The sequence below is a fragment of the Streptomyces sp. NPDC001927 genome (genome assembly GCF_053594455.1).
The window spans coordinates 306,695-321,981 of sequence record NZ_JBSFEN010000002.1; the positions used below are offsets into that span (position 1 = coordinate 306,695).

The window sequence follows — 15,287 nt, forward strand, 5'->3', positions numbered from 1 at the left end:
AGGGCGTGACCGCCCCGGTACGGTCCGCGGGGTACGGAACAGTACTGGCGGCTGTCCGTATCAGCCGGTTGCGAGCAGGCCCTCGCGCAAGCGCTTCACGGTGCGCGAGAGGAGGCGGGAGACGTGCATCTGGGAGCAGCCCAGGTGTTCCCCGATCTGGGCCTGGGTGAGTTCTTCGACGAACCTCAGGTGGAGGATCTGCCGGTCGCGCTCGTCGAGGTCGGCGATCAGCGGGGCCAGGGCGTGGAAGTCCTCCACCAGCTCCATGGCGGGGTCCTCGCTGCCGATGAAGTCGGCCAGGCAGGCCTCGCTGTCCTCGTTCTCGCCGCTCAGCGCGGCGTCGAGCGACGAGGAGTTGTAACCGTTGGAGGCCAGCCGGGCCTCGGTGACCTCTTCCTCCGTGAGGCTCATCAGCTCGGCGAGTTCCGAGGCCGTCGGTGTCCGGCCCAGGCGCGTGCTCAGCTCCTCGGTCGCCTTCGCCAGTTCCACCCGGGCCTCCTGCAGCCGGCGGGGTACGTGCACCGCCCAGGAGGTGTCTCGGAAGAACCTCTTGATCTCCCCGACGATGTAGGGCACCGCGAACGTGGTGAACTCGACCTCCCGCGAGATCTCGAAGCGGTCGATCGCCTTGATCAGTCCGATCATGCCGACCTGGACGATGTCCTCCATCTCGTCGCCGCGATGACGGAACCGCCCGGCCGCGTAGCGGACCAGACTCATGTTCATCTCGATGAGGGTGTTGCGCGCGTACTGGTACTCGTGCGTCCCCTCCTCCAGCACCGTGAGTTCCTGGAAGAAGACCTTCGACAGAGCCCGCGCGTCCTTCGGCGCGACCGCCAACGCGTCCGGGATCACCGGCAGCGTTCCCGTTCCGGCCTCAATTCCCTTGGCCGACATCGTGGTGAGCGTCACGCCATTCCCCTTTCACGTGTGTCCCCGAGCCGAAAATCGTGGCTCCGTGTCAGGTCGCCTACCCGGAGCGGCGCAGCGCACACGGCCGAATCTGTCGAGAGCCTTCCCGAGGGGTATTCAGAAGGCCTCCCCGCGCTGCCTGTCGGGGCTGTGAAGTTGGGCCCGTCAGGGGCCGGCGAGCCGTGGCCCGTTCGCTGCGCTGCTCGGGGTACGTCAGTGCGGTCGCCAGTCCGCCGGGGTCGCCGTGTCGGCGTACTCCCGCAGGAGGGAGAGACGCGCCCGGACTCGCTTCCCCTCCGGGTGCGGCTCCACGCTCAGGCTCTCGCAGACGGCGACGACGATCTCGACGCCGTGCTGCCCGATCCGGCCGGGATCGTGTCCGCGGGGCACGGGAGCGGCCACCTCACGGTCGAACACCGAGATCTCCAGCGTGTCCTGGAGCAGCTCCAGGACCAGTCGGCAGGGGCCGACCGCGTGCCGGACCGCGTTCGTGACGAGCTCGCTGACCACCAACTGCGCCAACTCGACGCGCTCGTCGGCCACAGGTTCACGCCGCACGCACGGGACCGCCGCGAGGAAGTCGGCCGTGAAGGCGCGCGCGGAGGAGATCGCACCGCCGCCAGAGGAGTTGTCGTAGACAACACTCGCGGACAGCAAGGGGTCCCGTGCCGCGGTCATCGCATCCGTCATGGCGCTGGTACTCCCCTCGTCCGGTGGGTGCGCAGGGCACCTCGTACATCGCTTTTCCCCTCTTCATGGTTTCCACACCGCTCAAAGGGATCACACCGGGACGTAAACGATGTCCTCGAACCGCGTCACGCGCCTGCTCGACGTCGGCGATCTCGTGCACGCTCCGAACGGGGAGTGCCGGGCTCGTTCATGTGGGAGGGATCGGTCCACACCGCCGGTGGACGACCGGGGCCGACTACCAGCGGTACCAGCGGCCCGTGCCTCCCTTGGGCCGGGCCACGAAGCCCAGCAGCCACAGGACGAGGACGAGGACGGCGATCCACCAGAGCGCCTTGGCCGCGAAGCCGAGGCCGAAGAGCAGCAGGACGAGCAGGAGAACAAGGAGCAGGGGAATCATACGTATCTACCTCCTGAAGGACGGTGGTGAAGGAGCCGAACGGACGGGTACGAGGTGTACGCGTGAGGGGGAGCCTCGCCCCGCCAGAAGTGGCGTTGGAGGAGCAGGGCCACCGCTTGTCAGATGGCACCGGTGCCGCCAGAGAAGGGGCCGCCAGTGCGGTAGTGCTGGGCGATCTCCTCGCGGTACTGCCGGTCCGCCAGGTGCTTGTCGGAGACGAACTCGGGGGCGTCCTTGACCTGTTCCTTGGACAGGGCGAGGTGGATCGTGTGGTCCTCGAGGTCCACACGGGTCACCGCGCTCGCCGGGATCAGCGCCTCCTTGCCGAAGATCCAGGGGCCCGTGTCGACGACCAGATAGGAGTCGTCCACCTCGTCGGAGTGTTTGTCGACCTTGCCGATGTGCCCGTCGGACGCCTCGACCCGCCACCCGATGAGGTCGACGCCCGCCAGGTGGCCGGACTCCGTGCTGTAGGCCCAGATGCGATCGGTCATCACTGTCACTCCTCTGTCGCTTTACGTCGTGTCTGTCACGGCATCGAACGCGCGGGCCGCCTCAGATCAGGTCACGCCGGTCATCGGTGCGCCGTGGGGCGCCACGGGCGGAACAACCAACCGGCGGCGGCGGCGAAGGACGCTCGTGTGCACGGCGGTTCCGTTGGTCCTTCCCGAACGGGTTGGACAGCGTCCGCGTACCCGGTCCCCCGGGGATCATTCGGCTCGCACCGAGCACGGGCCCGGCCGCACCCACCCGAAGCCGCACAGGCCGCATCGTCACGGACAGGTTCGCGATCCGGCGGATCCGGATGGTGTGGGACGGCTGCGACGGGCAACACGGAGTGACAGAACACGAAGCCCGTTGCCCCTCGCCCCCGGCGGAAGGAACACACCCATGGCGTACGACATCTGGACCTACAGGGAGACCGCGGCCCCTGCGGCGCATCTCGACCTGACCGGGTACAGGGTCGAGGCCTTGGACGGTTTCGCGGGCACCGTCGACACGCACGAGCCCACGGCCGGCCGCGCCCATGTCGTCGTGGACACGGATCCCTGGATCCCCGGCAGACGCGTCATCGTTCCGGCCGGCGTCGTGACCACGGTCGACCCCGGCGCCGAGAGGCTCGACATCGGCTGCACCAAGCAGCAGATCGCCGACGCCCCGCCGTTCGAGCCCGGACCCGACCGCGACCTGGACGACGACGAGCCGCACCGGATGGGGCTCGTCGACTACTACCTGGCGTTCTTCCGATAGGCGACCCCCGCAGGAACGTCCCGCCCTTGCGACCCAAGGAGAATCCCATGAGCGCACTGCTGACCCGTATCAAGCGATTCGCCCACAGCCCGCAGGGCCGTAGCGCGGTGGCGTCCGTCCGCCGGGCCGCCGCCGACCCTCGCAGGCGCACCCAGGTGCAGCGCCTCCTCACCAAGCTGCGTGGCCACCGCTGACGGCCACTCACCCGGCCCGGCAGGGCCGGTGGATCGACGCCCCGCGCGGCATACGGCGCGGGGCGTCGCCGCGCGCGGCGCCCGCCGGGGTCAACCGGGCCGGTCCCGGCGACTGGCGGCGAGTGGCAGGCTGGTGCCAGGGGAGAACGACACTCTGGGCTCCCCGTAACCAACGGCCACCGTCATCTGCAGGGCTTCCGGCTCCCGCGTATCTCGCCGAGGGTCTCGACCAGACCGGCCCGGTCGGCCTACACACCATGTGTCGGCACGCCTTAGTCGGCCTGGCCGTCTGCTCGAGCGTCCTCACGGGGATGTCCCAGCAGGCCGAGCGCGGTCAAAACAGTGACGCACAACGTCATCCAGGCGATGAACGCACCGCCGCCGTACAGCACGGCGCCGGCTACTTGGGTTCCTGTCAAGCGAGACAGAACGCCCGCCAGTACGCCGACGAGCAATGACGACATGAACGACACGATCACGAGGAGCACCTGAACGGGAAATGTCAGCCTCACCAGTCGATCCCTCCGCAAGAGGGTGGTCGACCAGTCGGCAGGCAGCCTCAGCTCGACCACCGCTTTCGATGGCCTGCTGAGACTCCGCGACGATTAGAGACTCATCCGTGATCTGTTCTCGATCGAGGCCGGAACACCGTCCCCCAGTCGGACACGTCGCCGGTACTCCATGTAGCTCTCGACAGATCAACGGAGAGCCTAGCGAAGGCTGTTCACCGTCGCGACCACATTGGGTCCATCGGGGCCCATCGTCCGAGCGTGTGGATCCCTGAAAACGGCTCTGCCCGCAGTTCCGTGAAGCGCCGTTAGGATCTTCTGCTCATGGATGCGAGTGCAGGGCCCGAGATGATCGCAGTTCCGGCCGGGCAGGTCACACTGTCGGACCGGCGGACGCAGCGCAGTTGGGTGGTGGAGCTGGACGCCTACCAGCTTGCGATGTACCCCATCACCCAGATGCTGTACGCGCACGTGACCGGCGAGCACCCAAGTACCGTCCATGGGGACCGTCTGCCCGTCGAAGGCGTCTCCTGGTGGGACGCGGTCCAATTCTGCAACGCCTTGTCGCAGCGCAAGGGGCTCAGGCCCGCCTATCGTCAGGTCGGCGGCCAGGACATCGAATGGGACGTGACGGCCGACGGGTACCGGCTGCCGACCGAAGCGGAGTGGGAGCACGCCTGCAGGTCCGGTACGGCGGGGCCGCGCTATGGCTCTCTTGACGAGATCGCCTGGCATCGCGGCAACTCGGCCGAGACCATCCATGAGGTGGGAGGCAAGCACCCGAACCTCTGGGGCTTTCACGACATGCTCGGCAACGTGTGGGAGTGGTGCTGGGACGTCTACGACGCCGAGGTCTACGGCACCTACCGAGTTCTGCGAGGCGGCGGCTGGTTCGACGAGCGCTGGAGCTGCCGGGCGTCCGTAAGGCGCCGCAGTCACCCCACGTTTCGGGTCGACGACGTCGGATTCCGCATCGCACGTTCCGTAATGCGCTGATCCACAACCCAGCCTGGAGACCACCCTCAGTGAGGTGGAGGCGGGCTGTGTGGGCCCGCCTCCACTGTCAGGGCTGGTCAGTGCTGGTTGAGGGGGAGGGCGACGTCGACGACCTGGCGACCGGCCGGGAAGTCGCCGACCAGGGTGGCCTTGCCGGTGAGGACATTGACCTTGTAGAAGCGCTGCTTGCCGCCGGTGGACAGGGTCGCGTAGCCGCGGTTCGAGCCGTCGGAGGCCTGGTAGTAGATGTCGAACCCGGCCGACGGGCCGGTGTTCACGCCGAGGTTGCCGGTGGGTGCCAGGGTGCCGGCGTTGGCCGGGGACTGCAGCGAGACGCGGTCGTTGGTGGTGTCGATGTCGAACAGCGTGGTCGCGGTCGCCGCGTCGAGATCGTTGTTCGTGTATCCGGCACCGGTGACGCCGAGTGCCGTCGACGGCGGCATCGTCGGGTTGGTGAGTGTGCCGTCGACGGTGGTGGTCTTCGGGGCGGCGGGATCGTCGATGTTGTGGCGCAGGTTCTGCCCGGTGTCGCTGATCACGCGCAGGCGGTTGGCGGCAGGGTTGAAGTCGACACCGAAGTACCGGCCCTGGAGCGCCACGGTCAGCTGCGAGACCTTGACGGCCTTGGCATCGCTGGTGAGCGTGTAGACGCCGCCCTTGTCGCCGACGCCGTAGAGCTTGCCGTTCTGGACGCGGAAGTCGATCCCCACCAGCTTGCCGTCGCCCCCGAGGCCGGAGACCTTCCCCCGCGACCAGGTGTCGGTCGGGTCTGCGGCGTCGAAACCGACCAGGCGCTGGTCCGCGGTCAGACCCACACTGAACAGACCGTGCCCAGCAGCGCGGCCCTCCAGCCCGAACGGATCGCCGCCCTCCGCGGTCGCCGCAGCCAGGCCCGGGGAGAGCAGGGAGACAGCCATCGCGGCAGCGGCGACAGAGGTGGCGGCGACTCGACGAGTACGCACAAGAGGACTCCGATCGGTTTTGCGAGCCTCAACCGTGAGGCACGTATGCGCCTCCTTCGGCGCCCCGCAGGGCGCGGATTGCGAGCTCGGCGCGACAACCCCCCAACGGCCGCATTAGTCCTATCGCCACGCCCACCTGCACACCAATCACCGCCCTGGCCCCGCCCCTCCCCCCGGGTCCCACCAACGACTCGATATCTGACCAGCCGGCGCCCAGACCCGATCCGGGCCGCCCGCCCGGGGTGACCCGTCCGAGGGTCTTCTCGTTGGGCAGTCATGTTGACTGGCATCTTCCACGCCATCGGAATATCCACCGCCGGGACCACAGGACCCAAGCGCCCTCCCCTGGACCACGCCGAGGCCGCGCTCGTCGAGCAGTATCCGCGGCTCGTACGGCTCGCCTATCTGATCCTCACGCCCGAACTGGGAAGACACCGGCGCCTGCTCGCCGCACACTCCCTCGTGCAGAAGTCCCTCTCAGGTGCGGGACGTACGCGCTCGGGGCCGACAGTTCCGGCCCCGCGTGGCGAGTCGGGCGAAGCCTTCCTCTGGCTGCGGGGGCACGTCGTGTCCGCCGCGCTCCGCGCCCCCGGGCGCTCCCGACGATTCCCCGCGTGGCCCACGCTTCCGGCAGTCCTTGGGCTGCGGCTGTTCCCCACGGCCGGTAGCGACGGAGAGCCCGCGCTGGACCGTGCGCTGGCCGGTGTGACCCCCGCGGTACGGGCCGCCTTCGTACTGCTGCTCCTCGAAGGCCTGGCACCCGAGGCAAGCGCACGCCTGCTCACGGACGCCGGTGTCGCGGACCCGGACAAGGCACTTGTCTCCGCCGATCGGCTCCGGGCCTCCTTCGGTCGGGAAGCCGAATCGCTTCTTCAGGGAGTCGAGTTCGACCCCTGCACGGTGCAGGCTCGCCCCACGGACCTGCTGCGCCGTCGGCGACGGACACGGCTCACCGGGCTCACGGTGGCTCTGGCCCTCCTTGCCACCGCCGGGGCCGTGGTCGTGAAGGGCAGCAGCCAGTGGGACGACCGGCCGCCTGCCGTCGCCGTCCCCACCCTGGCTTCCGCTGAGGCCTTCGTTCGTGCCTCCGAAGCACGGCATCTGGTGCGGGTGCCCGGGGAGCGGTGGGCCGATACCGCTCGCGTCGACTTCTCGGCGTGGCCCGCGCGTGGTGCCCGTACCGGTGACACGGCTCTCCTGACCCGCGCCCTCCGAACCTGGTTCCGGGAGGCGGGGGTTGGCGGGACACGGGCGGCGAGCGGCAGCCGGGTCGCGGTCGCGGTCACGGTCGCACCGGGAACTCCCAGAACCCCGCCCCTGACGCCGGCACAGCTGCTCTTCGCCGACACCGTCGGGAACTCGGCCGTGGTACTCCTGCACGACGGCCACCGGATCATTCGCTACACCGAACCGCTCGCGGGCGGAGGACCGGCCGCCCTCGAACTGGCGCGGACGGACGACGCGGACGTCACAACGGGCGCGGCCGTCGTCGTAAGCAGTGCGGACGGGATGGTCCGGTTTCTCGTCGCGCCTTGGATCGAAGAGATCGGGGTACGAGACCTTCTTCGCCGCGACGCCACCGCGGCGCCCTTGGGCGTGTCCGACGTCGGAGTCACCGATCCCATGTCCCGGATGCCGAGCGACTGTGGCAGCGCGCCCGTTCTTGAGCTGCGCAGTTCCGCGCGGATCGTCGAGGATCACTCCTTCCTCCTGACGGAGCTCGGGGAGCTGACACCCGTACACCTGACGTGGACGCCTCCTCCGGGCGCCGGAGCTCCGGCGCGTCAACCCCGCGAAGCGACTTCTCCGGCCGGGCTGACCGCCTGGAGAAGGTCGGTCTGTTCGCTGCCCGCCTTGCGCGGAACCGGGGTACGGGCGGTGAACCGCTGGGAGTTCGCCCAGCAGAACCTCCCCGAGCAGCGTGGCCGGGCGACCTGGACATGTCTCAGAGCGGAGAACTGGGAGGGCCGTGGCCGCGTCGCGGTGGCTCTGGAGGAGCCGACGGGAGCGAGTCATGCGGTATCGGGCCCCTCACCCGTGCCGGCGGACACCGCCGCGTGCAGCAGGTTCGGCCAGCACGTGCTCGCCGGAACGTACTGGGTGGCGCCCTCCGGAGCGCGCCACTACCTGGCAGCGGGTAGCCGCCGACTGACCTCGGTCACCGCCGGCGGGGCCGTCTCCGCGACGGCACGGGGACCGCTCCTGGCCGTACGCACAACCACGAACGGCCCGGTGACGTTGACCGGAACAGTGCCCGGCTCCGGCGAACTCCGTGGATGGGACGGGACGGGCTCGGGGGACGACGGCCGACTCCTGAGGTGAGCACGACGGCCGACCTCTGAGGTGAGCACTGGGGCGCGGGGACCGCACCACCCCCTCTGTCGCCCTCATGGGCCGAAGCCAGAGGCGCCAACGCTCCGCGCGAGGGGAACGCATCCGAAGTACGCCCGCCTGCCGAAGGTGGAGGTGAGCGCACGACGCGCCACGAGGCAGAAAAACGGATCGAGACCGCATGACAGGTACAGGTACAGGTACTGGTACTGGTACTGGTACGCACTGGCTCTTCGGCGACCAGCTGGCCCCGGCCTTCCTCGCGGCGGACGGTGACCGTCTCGCGCGTGACGTCCCCGTGGTGATGATCGAGTCGCGTGGCGTCTTCCGCCGTCGGCGCTTTCACCGGGCGAAGGCCCACCTGGTCCTCTCGGCGATGCGGCACCGTGCCTCCGAACTGGGCGCACGCGTGACGTACGTCCGGGCAGACACCTACCGGGAAGGGCTGCGGCGGGCCGTGGGCGACGCAGGGGTGACCGTGCACCACCCCACGTCCCGGGCGGCGCTCGCCCTCGTACGATCCCTGGACAACGTCACCGTCCTCCCGCCGCGCGGCTTTCTTGTGCGTCAGGAGGACTTCTCCGTCTGGGCACACGGGCAGCGGGGGCTCCGGATGGAGGCCTTCTACCGGCAGGTCCGACGCGATCACGACCTCCTGATGGAGGGCGGGGAACCGGCGGGCGGCACGTGGAACCTCGACCACGAGAACCGAGAGCCGCCCCCCAAGGGTGCGCGGACGCTGGGAACCACGGCTCCGTATCGGCCCCGGGAGGACTCCGTCGACGAGGAGGTCCGCCGTGACCTGGACCGCTGGGAACGCGACGGGGATGTCGCCTTCGTCGGCCGCGACGGGCCGCGGCTGTTCCCCGCAGACCGCCGGGAAGCACGTGCCTCGCTGCGCGGATTCCTCCGGCACCGCCTGCCCGGCTTCGGCGCGCACGAGGACGCGATGCTCGCCGACGACGACACCATGAGCCACAGCCTGCTGTCCTCCTCCCTGAACCTCGGCCTGCTCGACCCTGCCGAGTGTGTGGAGGGCGCGGAGGCCGCGTGGCGAGCGGGCGAGGCACCGTTGAACTCGGTCGAGGGCTTCGTCCGACAGATCGCCGGCTGGCGCGAGTACGTCTGGCAGCTGTACTGGCACTTCGGCGAGGACTACAGAGCGTCGAACGTGCTCGGCCACACCGCGCCCCTGCCCGACTGGTGGAACGAACTCGACGCGGATTCCGTGTCGGCCCGCTGCCTGACGACGATGCTGCGCCAGGTCAGGGACACCGGATGGACCCATCACATTCCGCGGCTGATGGTGCTGGGAAGCTACGCGCTTCAGCAAGGCTGGGATCCCGCCGCCGTGACCGACTGGTTCCACCGCTGCTTCGTCGACGGATACGACTGGGTGATGCTGCCCAACGTCGTGGGCATGTCGCAGTACGCGGACGGCGGCCGCATGACGACGAAGCCCTACACGTCCGGCGGTGCCTACATCGACCGCATGAGCGACCTGTGCGGCCCCTGCGCCTACCGCCCGGACCGGAGAGTCGGGGCGGACGCCTGCCCGTTCACGGCCGGCTACTGGAGCTTCCTGCACCGCCATCGCGACTTGCTCGAACACAACGCCCGGATCTCCAGATCGGTGCACGGACTCGACCGGCTCAAGGACCTGGCTGCGCTCCTTGAGCAGGAGCGAGGACGAGGCGAGGAACCGCCGTGAGTCGGCCGGGACTGCGGTCCTGCCCTGTTCGCGGTGACATGCGGGACATGCGGGTCAAGGCCACGTACGAGGAACGAGGATGAGGACGCCATGCGGAAGACGGACAGCGGGCGGTACGACGTAGTGGTCGTCGGCGCGGGGGCAGCGGGGCTCGCCTGCGCGGGCGACCTGGGCGCGGCGGGCCTGCGGGTCCGCCTGCTCGAAGCGGACGACACGGTGGGCGGGCGCATGCGTACCGACCACGTGGCGGGCTTCACGGTCGACCGAGGCTTTCAGGTTTTCAACACGTCCTATCCGCAGGTCAAGCGGCGTATCGACCTGAAGGCGCTCCGTTTGCGGCCGTTCACCCCGGGTGTACTCGTGCACACCCGTGACGGGTTCCGTCGGTTCACCGACCCGACCCGACGGCCCAGAGAGAGCCGTGATCTTCTGCCGGGCCGGCTCGTGTCCGGCCGTGATCTGCTCGCCCTCGGCGCGCTGTCGGCCCGCGACGCACTCGCGCCGGCATCCGTGCTGCGGCGTGGCCCCGACGGCAGCACAGTCACCGCCCTGGCCGAGGCCGGCGTGTCACCCCAGTTGGTGGAGACCTTCTTCCGGCCCTTCCTCTCCGGTGTCTTCCTGGAGGACGAACTGGAGACGTCCGCCCGCTTCTTCCACCTGGTGTGGCGGAGCATGCTGCGCGGCACTCTCTGCCTTCCGGCAGAAGGGATCGGGGCGGTTCCCGCGCAGCTCGCCTCCCAGCTGCCTTCACACGTGCTGCGGACCGGCAGCCCTGTCGGGGGTGTGACGCCGGAGGGGGTCACCCTCGCGAGCGGCGGCGAGGTGGCGGCCCGCGCGGTCGTCGTCGCGACCGGCCAGCGGGCGGCGAGCGAACTACTCCCGGGACTTCGCGTCCCCGAGGGCCGTACCGTGACCACGTTCTACCACGCGACGGCCAGGGCTCCGCTGGCCGAGCCCGTACTCGTCGTCGACGCGCAGCGCAGGTTCCTCAACACGTGTGTCCTCAGCGCCGTCCATCCCCGCTTCTCGACCGACGGCCGGGCTCTGGTGTCCACCTCGGTGCTCGGCTCCCCCGGGCCGACCGAGACAGCGGCTGTCCTGCGCGCCCTCGACGAGGTGTACGACACGGACACGACGGACTGGGAACTCGTCCACCGGGTCACCGTCCCCGACGCCCTGCCGGCCATGCCCGGTCCAGCACCCCTCTCAAGAAGAACTCGCTTCGGGCCGGGCCGGTACGTGTGCGGCGACCACCGCGCCACCAGCTCACTGCAGGGAGCGCTGGCTTCGGGGGCACGCGCGGCCCGCGAGGTGCTCCAGGACCTGGATTCCTGAACTGACCGACACCGACCAGGCGGTCCTAGGTCTCGTCAAGCCTGGTCCGATGCATCCGATGCTCCCACTCACACGGAAGCATCAGTGTCGGGATTGGGGGGCCGGAGGGCCCTGGTGTGGGAGACGGAGGACCATGCGGTGATCAGTGTCGAGCGCAGTATCGAGGTACGGCTTCCCTTGGCCGAGCTCGTGACGTATCTGGAGGACTTCGTCCGTACCGAGGAATGGGATCCGGGGACGGTGTCCTGCGTACGGCTGGACGACGGGCCTGTGCGCACGGGTGCGCGCTGGCGCAACACGTCGGTCTTCCGGGGCCGTACGACCGAACTCGAGTACCGGCTCGACGTGCGTGAGCCCAGGCGGCTGGTGTTCGTCGGAGAGAACAAGACGGTGACCGCCGTCGACGACCTCCGCTTCGATGACGAAGGCGACCGCACCCAGCTGTCGTACAAGGCCTCGCTGGCCTTCAAAGGCCTCGCGAAGCTGGCATCACCGTTCCTGCGAACGGAGTTCGAGCGGCTGGCCGACGAGGTGGCCGCACGCCTGCCGACCGCCGCAGCAGCCGGGCGCGGGCGCACCTGACGGCTTCGAAGTCGACGAGTGGTTCGCAAGATGCCTGAACGCCGGCGCGACTCCCGTCATCGAGCCCGAAGACACGGCATGGAGATCGCGACGCGCTCGTGTTCTGGATCCGGCGGGGTACGAGTGGAGGGCGGGCACGTACGGGCCGGGCTGAGCGATGAGGGGCGAGGACGACGCGCGCGTCAGCGTGGATCGGCGGCTATGAATCCTGCGAGTTCGGTCTCAGTCACCCTTGACCCTGCGCAGCAGTTGCCATGATCGCAGCGATCAGGTGCATTTCCACTGCTTGGGTGGGGTCGGCTCCCGTGGGCATCTTCGGCGCGCTGCCGATCACCGCCCGGTCAACGAACTCGCCGCCAAGGTGCGGCATGCGCACGTCCACGATGCGAATCCCGCGGCTGCGTTGCTCCCGCTCCACCACGCCCAGCCAAGCGGCGAGCGCTGCCTTGGCTGCCGTGTAGTCGGCCATTCCGCGCATTGGTTTGTCGACGATGACTCCGGTGACGACCGCGACGACGCTCGCGGGCTCAAGTACCGGCAGGGCCCCGCGTACGACGGCCATGGGCGCGAGCGCATTGACTGTCATGAGGTGCTCTGCGGCCGCCTCATCGACTTCTTCGGCACGGCCGAAACCGGCTACGCCGATGGCGACAACCACCGCGTTCAGCCCCTCAAGGGCTTCTGCGGCCCAAGGAACGAGAGAGGCGCAGCCTTCAAGGTCATACGCGTTGAAAGACCTGTACGGGCAGTGGCCCAGCAGTCTCGACCGCTCCGCCAGCAGGTGGCCGTCTCGGCCCGCCAGAGCCACAGAGCTTCCTCTGCGAGCCAGGATCTGCGCCGCGAGACCTCCGATCATTCCCGTCCCACCCACAACGAGCACCTTGCCACCGGCCATCTTTCGGACCTCCAGTACCTCACAGCCACGGGCATTCAGACCCCGGTTCAAGAGCCGGAGAATCCCAGACCGCCCTTGAAGGGGCCGAGGATTTCGTCGGTGATCCACCCTCCGTAGAAGTCACCGCCCTGGGCTCGCACGCGCTCCCCGTCGACCGTGCAAAGGTCAACTCTTCCCGCATAAAAGGCAAGGTGGCCGGAAATGCTCTCGTACCCGGACGAGGCAGCCTCATAGCTCCAGGCGACGTCGTGGACGGCGAGCCCTTCCACAACCAAGGTCCAATATGTGGCCACCCCCTTCCACTCGCAGGTCGACGTCGCCTCCGACGGCGAAAAGAGGTCGGTGCGCACATCGCCGCGAGGCACGTAGAAGACAGGTGGGTGACTCGTTTCCAGGACCCGTTTGCAGTTCCGGGATTCGGCTAGCTTCACTCCGCGATGCTCGACCACCACGCGTCGCGCGTCAGGCATCACACGGGGTGGCCGAGGATAGTGCCAGACCGATTCCGTCGGCAGTGGGCCATGCGCGCCCGACTCGTCACTCATCGCATCCACCTCCACCAGCCCTTCCCGACTTCAGCGACTTTGGATGCGCCAGGCCGCAATCTGACCTCAGTGACGGTGCCAGGGACTGTCTCAGCCGATCGCGCCCTCAGACCCTTCGACCCGGACCAGGAAGACTTCGTCGACGAAACACCATGCCCAGGATTCGTCCGGGGCAAGGGACAGGACCAACGGGTGACCCGTCTGCGCGTGGTGGGCATAGGCGTGACGGCCCCGAGAGCTGTCGCAACATCCGACGTGCCCGCAAGTGGTGCACCATCTCAGCCGACTCCAGGTCCAGCCGCGTTCCTGGCATTCTGCACAAGCCTGGGACGGTGTGCTCGGGCAAGCGGGCAGCGTTGCCAGGTGTGAGCAGGTGCGCCCCTCGGGACGTCCTCCGTCCGCTGACACTGCCCATGTCGCGAGCGGCTTTCGACGGTCGTCGAAATTGCTGCCGGTTTGGGTCATCGCACATTCCTTCCGCCCTGGGGCGCCGGCACGTCACTGCGACAGCACCGCCTCACCCCGGGCGCGGGCATGCTCCGTGCGGGCGAGTCAGCTGTCCTGGTGCGCCGGGCCTTCCCGAGATTCAGGGCAGTCGGGATTACTGCAGGGGCCGGGCCGCCATACGGGCACGAAGATTCCGAAGGCCTTGTGCCGTCCTTTGGCGATCGCCGTAACGGGCTGCTTGCAGGCTGGACAGACAAGCGTTCGCTGGGGGCGGGTCTCACGCTCGACTTTACTCATTCTTTGACAATATGCTCAAATTTAACGAAATGGGAGTAAACGGGAAGATGTACCCGCAAACCCGTCTCATCAGTCCGCAGCTCGGGGCGGATCATCACTCGCATCATCCTGCTCGGTAGGCACCCCGCCCCCGGGGCGAGGGTCCTCCGTGGCCGCCACATCGGACGGCGAGGTCGCCTCCTCGCTGGGAACGGCAGGGGCTGGGAGTGGGGCGGGTCGGAGCAGGCTGAGCACCACAGAGCCGGCCAGCACGACGACGATGACCGCCAGGCTGACGGGTGAGGGGATTTCCGGGATGCTGCTGCTGATCGTCTTGTGGGATGCCTGAAGGACGAGCTTGACGCCGATGAAGGCGAGGATGATCGCAAGGCCCCTGTTCAGGTAGTGGAACCGGTCCAGGAGACCGGCGAGCATGAAATAGAGGGCCCGCAGTCCGAGAATGGCGAAGGCGTTGCTGGTGTAGACGATGAAGGCGTCGTCGCTGACAGCAAGGACTGCGGGCACGCTGTCAACGGCAAAAACGAGGTCGGCCGCCTCGATGGCGGCCACGACCGCCAGGAGCGGGGTGGCCACGCGTTTGCCGGCTTCCTTGACGAAGAACTTCATGCCGGCGTACTCGTCGCGGACCGGCATGATCTTGCGGAGCATCCGTACGGCGAAACTCTTTCCCGGGTCGAAGCTCTCCTGTTCGTCCTTGAGAAGTTTGTAGGTGCTGTAGAAGAGGACGGCGGCGAAGGCGAAGAGCACGGCGGTGAAGCGGCTGACCACGGCGACGCCGAGGGAGAGGAAAATCCCCCGGAAGACCAGGGCGCCCATGACGCCGAAGAACAGCACGCGGTGCTGGTAGGCGCGGGGCACCTTGAAATAGGCGAAGATCACGGCGAAGACGAAGAGGTTGTCGACCGACAGGCTCTTCTCCAGAAGCCAAGCCGTGGTGTATTCCGTGCCCGCAGTCGTGCCGAGGACCAGGAATACGACTCCACCGAAGATCAGGGCAAGGCCCACCCACAGGGCACTCCAGGCCCCTGCTTCCTTGAAGCCGATGACGTGTGCGGTGCGGTGGGCGAGCAGGTCCACCGTCAGCGACACCACTACCGTTGCGGCGAACGCCACCCACAGCCAGAGCGGGACCTCAAGCACACCATCACTCCCCGATGGCCCACGCCACCGCACGGGCCCCTCTACCGCATTCTGCGTCCATTCGCTCCTTTAAGCGATCCGGCAGGGTGGACC

Annotated in this window: 17 protein-coding genes; 7 read left to right on the top strand and 10 right to left on the bottom strand. The window is 68.4% G+C overall.

What is annotated here, in order from left to right; genetic code table 11:
* Window positions 1-60 precede the first annotated feature (60 nt).
* The 4 genes from ACWCO8_RS05935 to ACWCO8_RS05950 form a co-directional block, all read right to left on the bottom strand.
* Window positions 61-897: an RNA polymerase sigma factor SigF gene (locus ACWCO8_RS05935; RefSeq protein WP_451031434.1), complete on the bottom strand. Its 837-nt coding sequence runs from the start codon at window positions 895-897 to the stop codon at window positions 61-63.
* Window positions 898-1,125: 228 nt separating this feature from the next.
* Window positions 1,126-1,602, bottom strand: coding sequence for an ATP-binding protein (locus ACWCO8_RS05940; RefSeq protein WP_451031128.1), 477 nt, complete (start codon window positions 1,600-1,602; stop codon window positions 1,126-1,128).
* Window positions 1,603-1,837: 235 nt separating this feature from the next.
* Window positions 1,838-1,999, bottom strand: a complete 162-nt coding sequence (locus tag ACWCO8_RS05945; RefSeq protein WP_362003138.1) for a hydrophobic protein — start codon at window positions 1,997-1,999, stop codon at window positions 1,838-1,840.
* 119 nt (window positions 2,000-2,118) lie between these two features.
* The gene (locus ACWCO8_RS05950) at window positions 2,119-2,493 is read right to left on the bottom strand and encodes a PRC-barrel domain-containing protein (RefSeq protein ID WP_451031129.1); all 375 of its coding nucleotides are present in this window, start codon (window positions 2,491-2,493) and stop codon (window positions 2,119-2,121) included.
* A gap of 397 nt (window positions 2,494-2,890) precedes the next feature.
* Here ACWCO8_RS05950 and ACWCO8_RS05955 point away from each other — a divergent pair, with 397 nt between their 5' ends.
* Window positions 2,891-3,250, top strand: coding sequence for a PRC-barrel domain containing protein (locus tag ACWCO8_RS05955; protein WP_451031130.1), 360 nt, complete (start codon window positions 2,891-2,893; stop codon window positions 3,248-3,250).
* A 47-nt stretch (window positions 3,251-3,297) separates the two neighbouring features.
* The gene (locus ACWCO8_RS05960) at window positions 3,298-3,444 is read left to right on the top strand and encodes a hypothetical protein (protein WP_451031131.1); all 147 of its coding nucleotides are present in this window, start codon (window positions 3,298-3,300) and stop codon (window positions 3,442-3,444) included.
* Between the two features lie 272 nt (window positions 3,445-3,716).
* Here the strand turns inward: ACWCO8_RS05960 and ACWCO8_RS05965 are convergent, their stop codons facing one another.
* On the bottom strand, window positions 3,717-3,923 hold the full coding sequence (locus ACWCO8_RS05965; protein ID WP_451031132.1) for a hypothetical protein: 207 nt from the start codon (window positions 3,921-3,923) through the stop codon (window positions 3,717-3,719).
* Between the two features lie 354 nt (window positions 3,924-4,277).
* Between ACWCO8_RS05965 and ACWCO8_RS05970 the strand changes: the two genes are divergently transcribed.
* Window positions 4,278-4,949: a formylglycine-generating enzyme family protein gene (locus tag ACWCO8_RS05970; RefSeq protein ID WP_451031133.1), complete on the top strand. Its 672-nt coding sequence runs from the start codon at window positions 4,278-4,280 to the stop codon at window positions 4,947-4,949.
* 77 nt (window positions 4,950-5,026) lie between these two features.
* On the opposite strand, the gene ACWCO8_RS05975 is transcribed toward ACWCO8_RS05970, so the two are convergent.
* Complete coding sequence (locus ACWCO8_RS05975) at window positions 5,027-5,911, bottom strand: DUF4394 domain-containing protein (RefSeq protein ID WP_451031134.1); 885 nt, start codon at window positions 5,909-5,911, stop codon at window positions 5,027-5,029.
* A gap of 276 nt (window positions 5,912-6,187) precedes the next feature.
* Here ACWCO8_RS05975 and ACWCO8_RS05980 point away from each other — a divergent pair, with 276 nt between their 5' ends.
* The 4 genes from ACWCO8_RS05980 to ACWCO8_RS05995 all read left to right on the top strand — a co-directional run bounded on the left by ACWCO8_RS05980 (window position 6,188) and on the right by ACWCO8_RS05995 (window position 11,870).
* The gene (locus ACWCO8_RS05980; protein ID WP_451031135.1) at window positions 6,188-8,233 is read left to right on the top strand and encodes a hypothetical protein; all 2,046 of its coding nucleotides are present in this window, start codon (window positions 6,188-6,190) and stop codon (window positions 8,231-8,233) included.
* Window positions 8,234-8,423: 190 nt separating this feature from the next.
* Window positions 8,424-9,953 (top strand): cryptochrome/photolyase family protein, encoded by a 1,530-nt coding sequence (locus ACWCO8_RS05985; RefSeq protein WP_451031136.1) that lies wholly within the window; start codon window positions 8,424-8,426, stop codon window positions 9,951-9,953.
* 90 nt (window positions 9,954-10,043) lie between these two features.
* Window positions 10,044-11,288, top strand: a complete 1,245-nt coding sequence (locus ACWCO8_RS05990) for an NAD(P)/FAD-dependent oxidoreductase (RefSeq protein ID WP_451031137.1) — start codon at window positions 10,044-10,046, stop codon at window positions 11,286-11,288.
* Between the two features lie 138 nt (window positions 11,289-11,426).
* A complete protein-coding gene (locus ACWCO8_RS05995) occupies window positions 11,427-11,870 on the top strand; it encodes an SRPBCC family protein (protein WP_451031138.1) in 444 nt (147 codons plus the stop codon).
* A 226-nt stretch (window positions 11,871-12,096) separates the two neighbouring features.
* Here the strand turns inward: ACWCO8_RS05995 and ACWCO8_RS06000 are convergent, their stop codons facing one another.
* From ACWCO8_RS06000 to ACWCO8_RS06015, 4 genes are all read right to left on the bottom strand, one after another.
* Window positions 12,097-12,765, bottom strand: a complete 669-nt coding sequence (locus ACWCO8_RS06000; protein WP_451031139.1) for an SDR family NAD(P)-dependent oxidoreductase — start codon at window positions 12,763-12,765, stop codon at window positions 12,097-12,099.
* A 47-nt stretch (window positions 12,766-12,812) separates the two neighbouring features.
* On the bottom strand, window positions 12,813-13,310 hold the full coding sequence (locus tag ACWCO8_RS06005; protein WP_451031140.1) for a DUF427 domain-containing protein: 498 nt from the start codon (window positions 13,308-13,310) through the stop codon (window positions 12,813-12,815).
* Between the two features lie 90 nt (window positions 13,311-13,400).
* On the bottom strand, window positions 13,401-13,775 hold the full coding sequence (locus ACWCO8_RS06010; protein WP_451031141.1) for a UBP-type zinc finger domain-containing protein: 375 nt from the start codon (window positions 13,773-13,775) through the stop codon (window positions 13,401-13,403).
* A gap of 348 nt (window positions 13,776-14,123) precedes the next feature.
* Window positions 14,124-15,194, bottom strand: coding sequence for a TerC family protein (locus ACWCO8_RS06015; protein WP_451031142.1), 1,071 nt, complete (start codon window positions 15,192-15,194; stop codon window positions 14,124-14,126).
* Window positions 15,195-15,287: the final 93 nt, after the last annotated feature.

Bases quoted from the DNA above. Each gene is read 5' to 3' on its own strand.
- ACWCO8_RS05935 (WP_451031434.1), bottom strand. From the start codon at position 897: ATGTCGGCCAAGGGAATTGAGGCCGGAACGGGAACGCTGCCGGTGATC.
- ACWCO8_RS05940 (WP_451031128.1), bottom strand. From the start codon at position 1,602: ATGACGGATGCGATGACCGCGGCACGGGACCCCTTGCTGTCCGCGAGT.
- ACWCO8_RS05945 (WP_362003138.1), bottom strand. From the start codon at position 1,999: ATGATTCCCCTGCTCCTTGTTCTCCTGCTCGTCCTGCTGCTCTTCGGC.
- ACWCO8_RS05950 (WP_451031129.1), bottom strand. From the start codon at position 2,493: ATGACCGATCGCATCTGGGCCTACAGCACGGAGTCCGGCCACCTGGCG.
- ACWCO8_RS05955 (WP_451031130.1), top strand. From the start codon at position 2,891: ATGGCGTACGACATCTGGACCTACAGGGAGACCGCGGCCCCTGCGGCG.
- ACWCO8_RS05960 (WP_451031131.1), top strand. From the start codon at position 3,298: ATGAGCGCACTGCTGACCCGTATCAAGCGATTCGCCCACAGCCCGCAG.
- ACWCO8_RS05970 (WP_451031133.1), top strand. From the start codon at position 4,278: ATGGATGCGAGTGCAGGGCCCGAGATGATCGCAGTTCCGGCCGGGCAG.
- ACWCO8_RS05980 (WP_451031135.1), top strand. From the start codon at position 6,188: ATGTTGACTGGCATCTTCCACGCCATCGGAATATCCACCGCCGGGACC.
- ACWCO8_RS05985 (WP_451031136.1), top strand. From the start codon at position 8,424: ATGACAGGTACAGGTACAGGTACTGGTACTGGTACTGGTACGCACTGG.
- ACWCO8_RS05990 (WP_451031137.1), top strand. From the start codon at position 10,044: ATGCGGAAGACGGACAGCGGGCGGTACGACGTAGTGGTCGTCGGCGCG.
- ACWCO8_RS06000 (WP_451031139.1), bottom strand. From the start codon at position 12,765: ATGGCCGGTGGCAAGGTGCTCGTTGTGGGTGGGACGGGAATGATCGGA.
- ACWCO8_RS06005 (WP_451031140.1), bottom strand. From the start codon at position 13,310: ATGAGTGACGAGTCGGGCGCGCATGGCCCACTGCCGACGGAATCGGTC.
- ACWCO8_RS06010 (WP_451031141.1), bottom strand. From the start codon at position 13,775: ATGACCCAAACCGGCAGCAATTTCGACGACCGTCGAAAGCCGCTCGCG.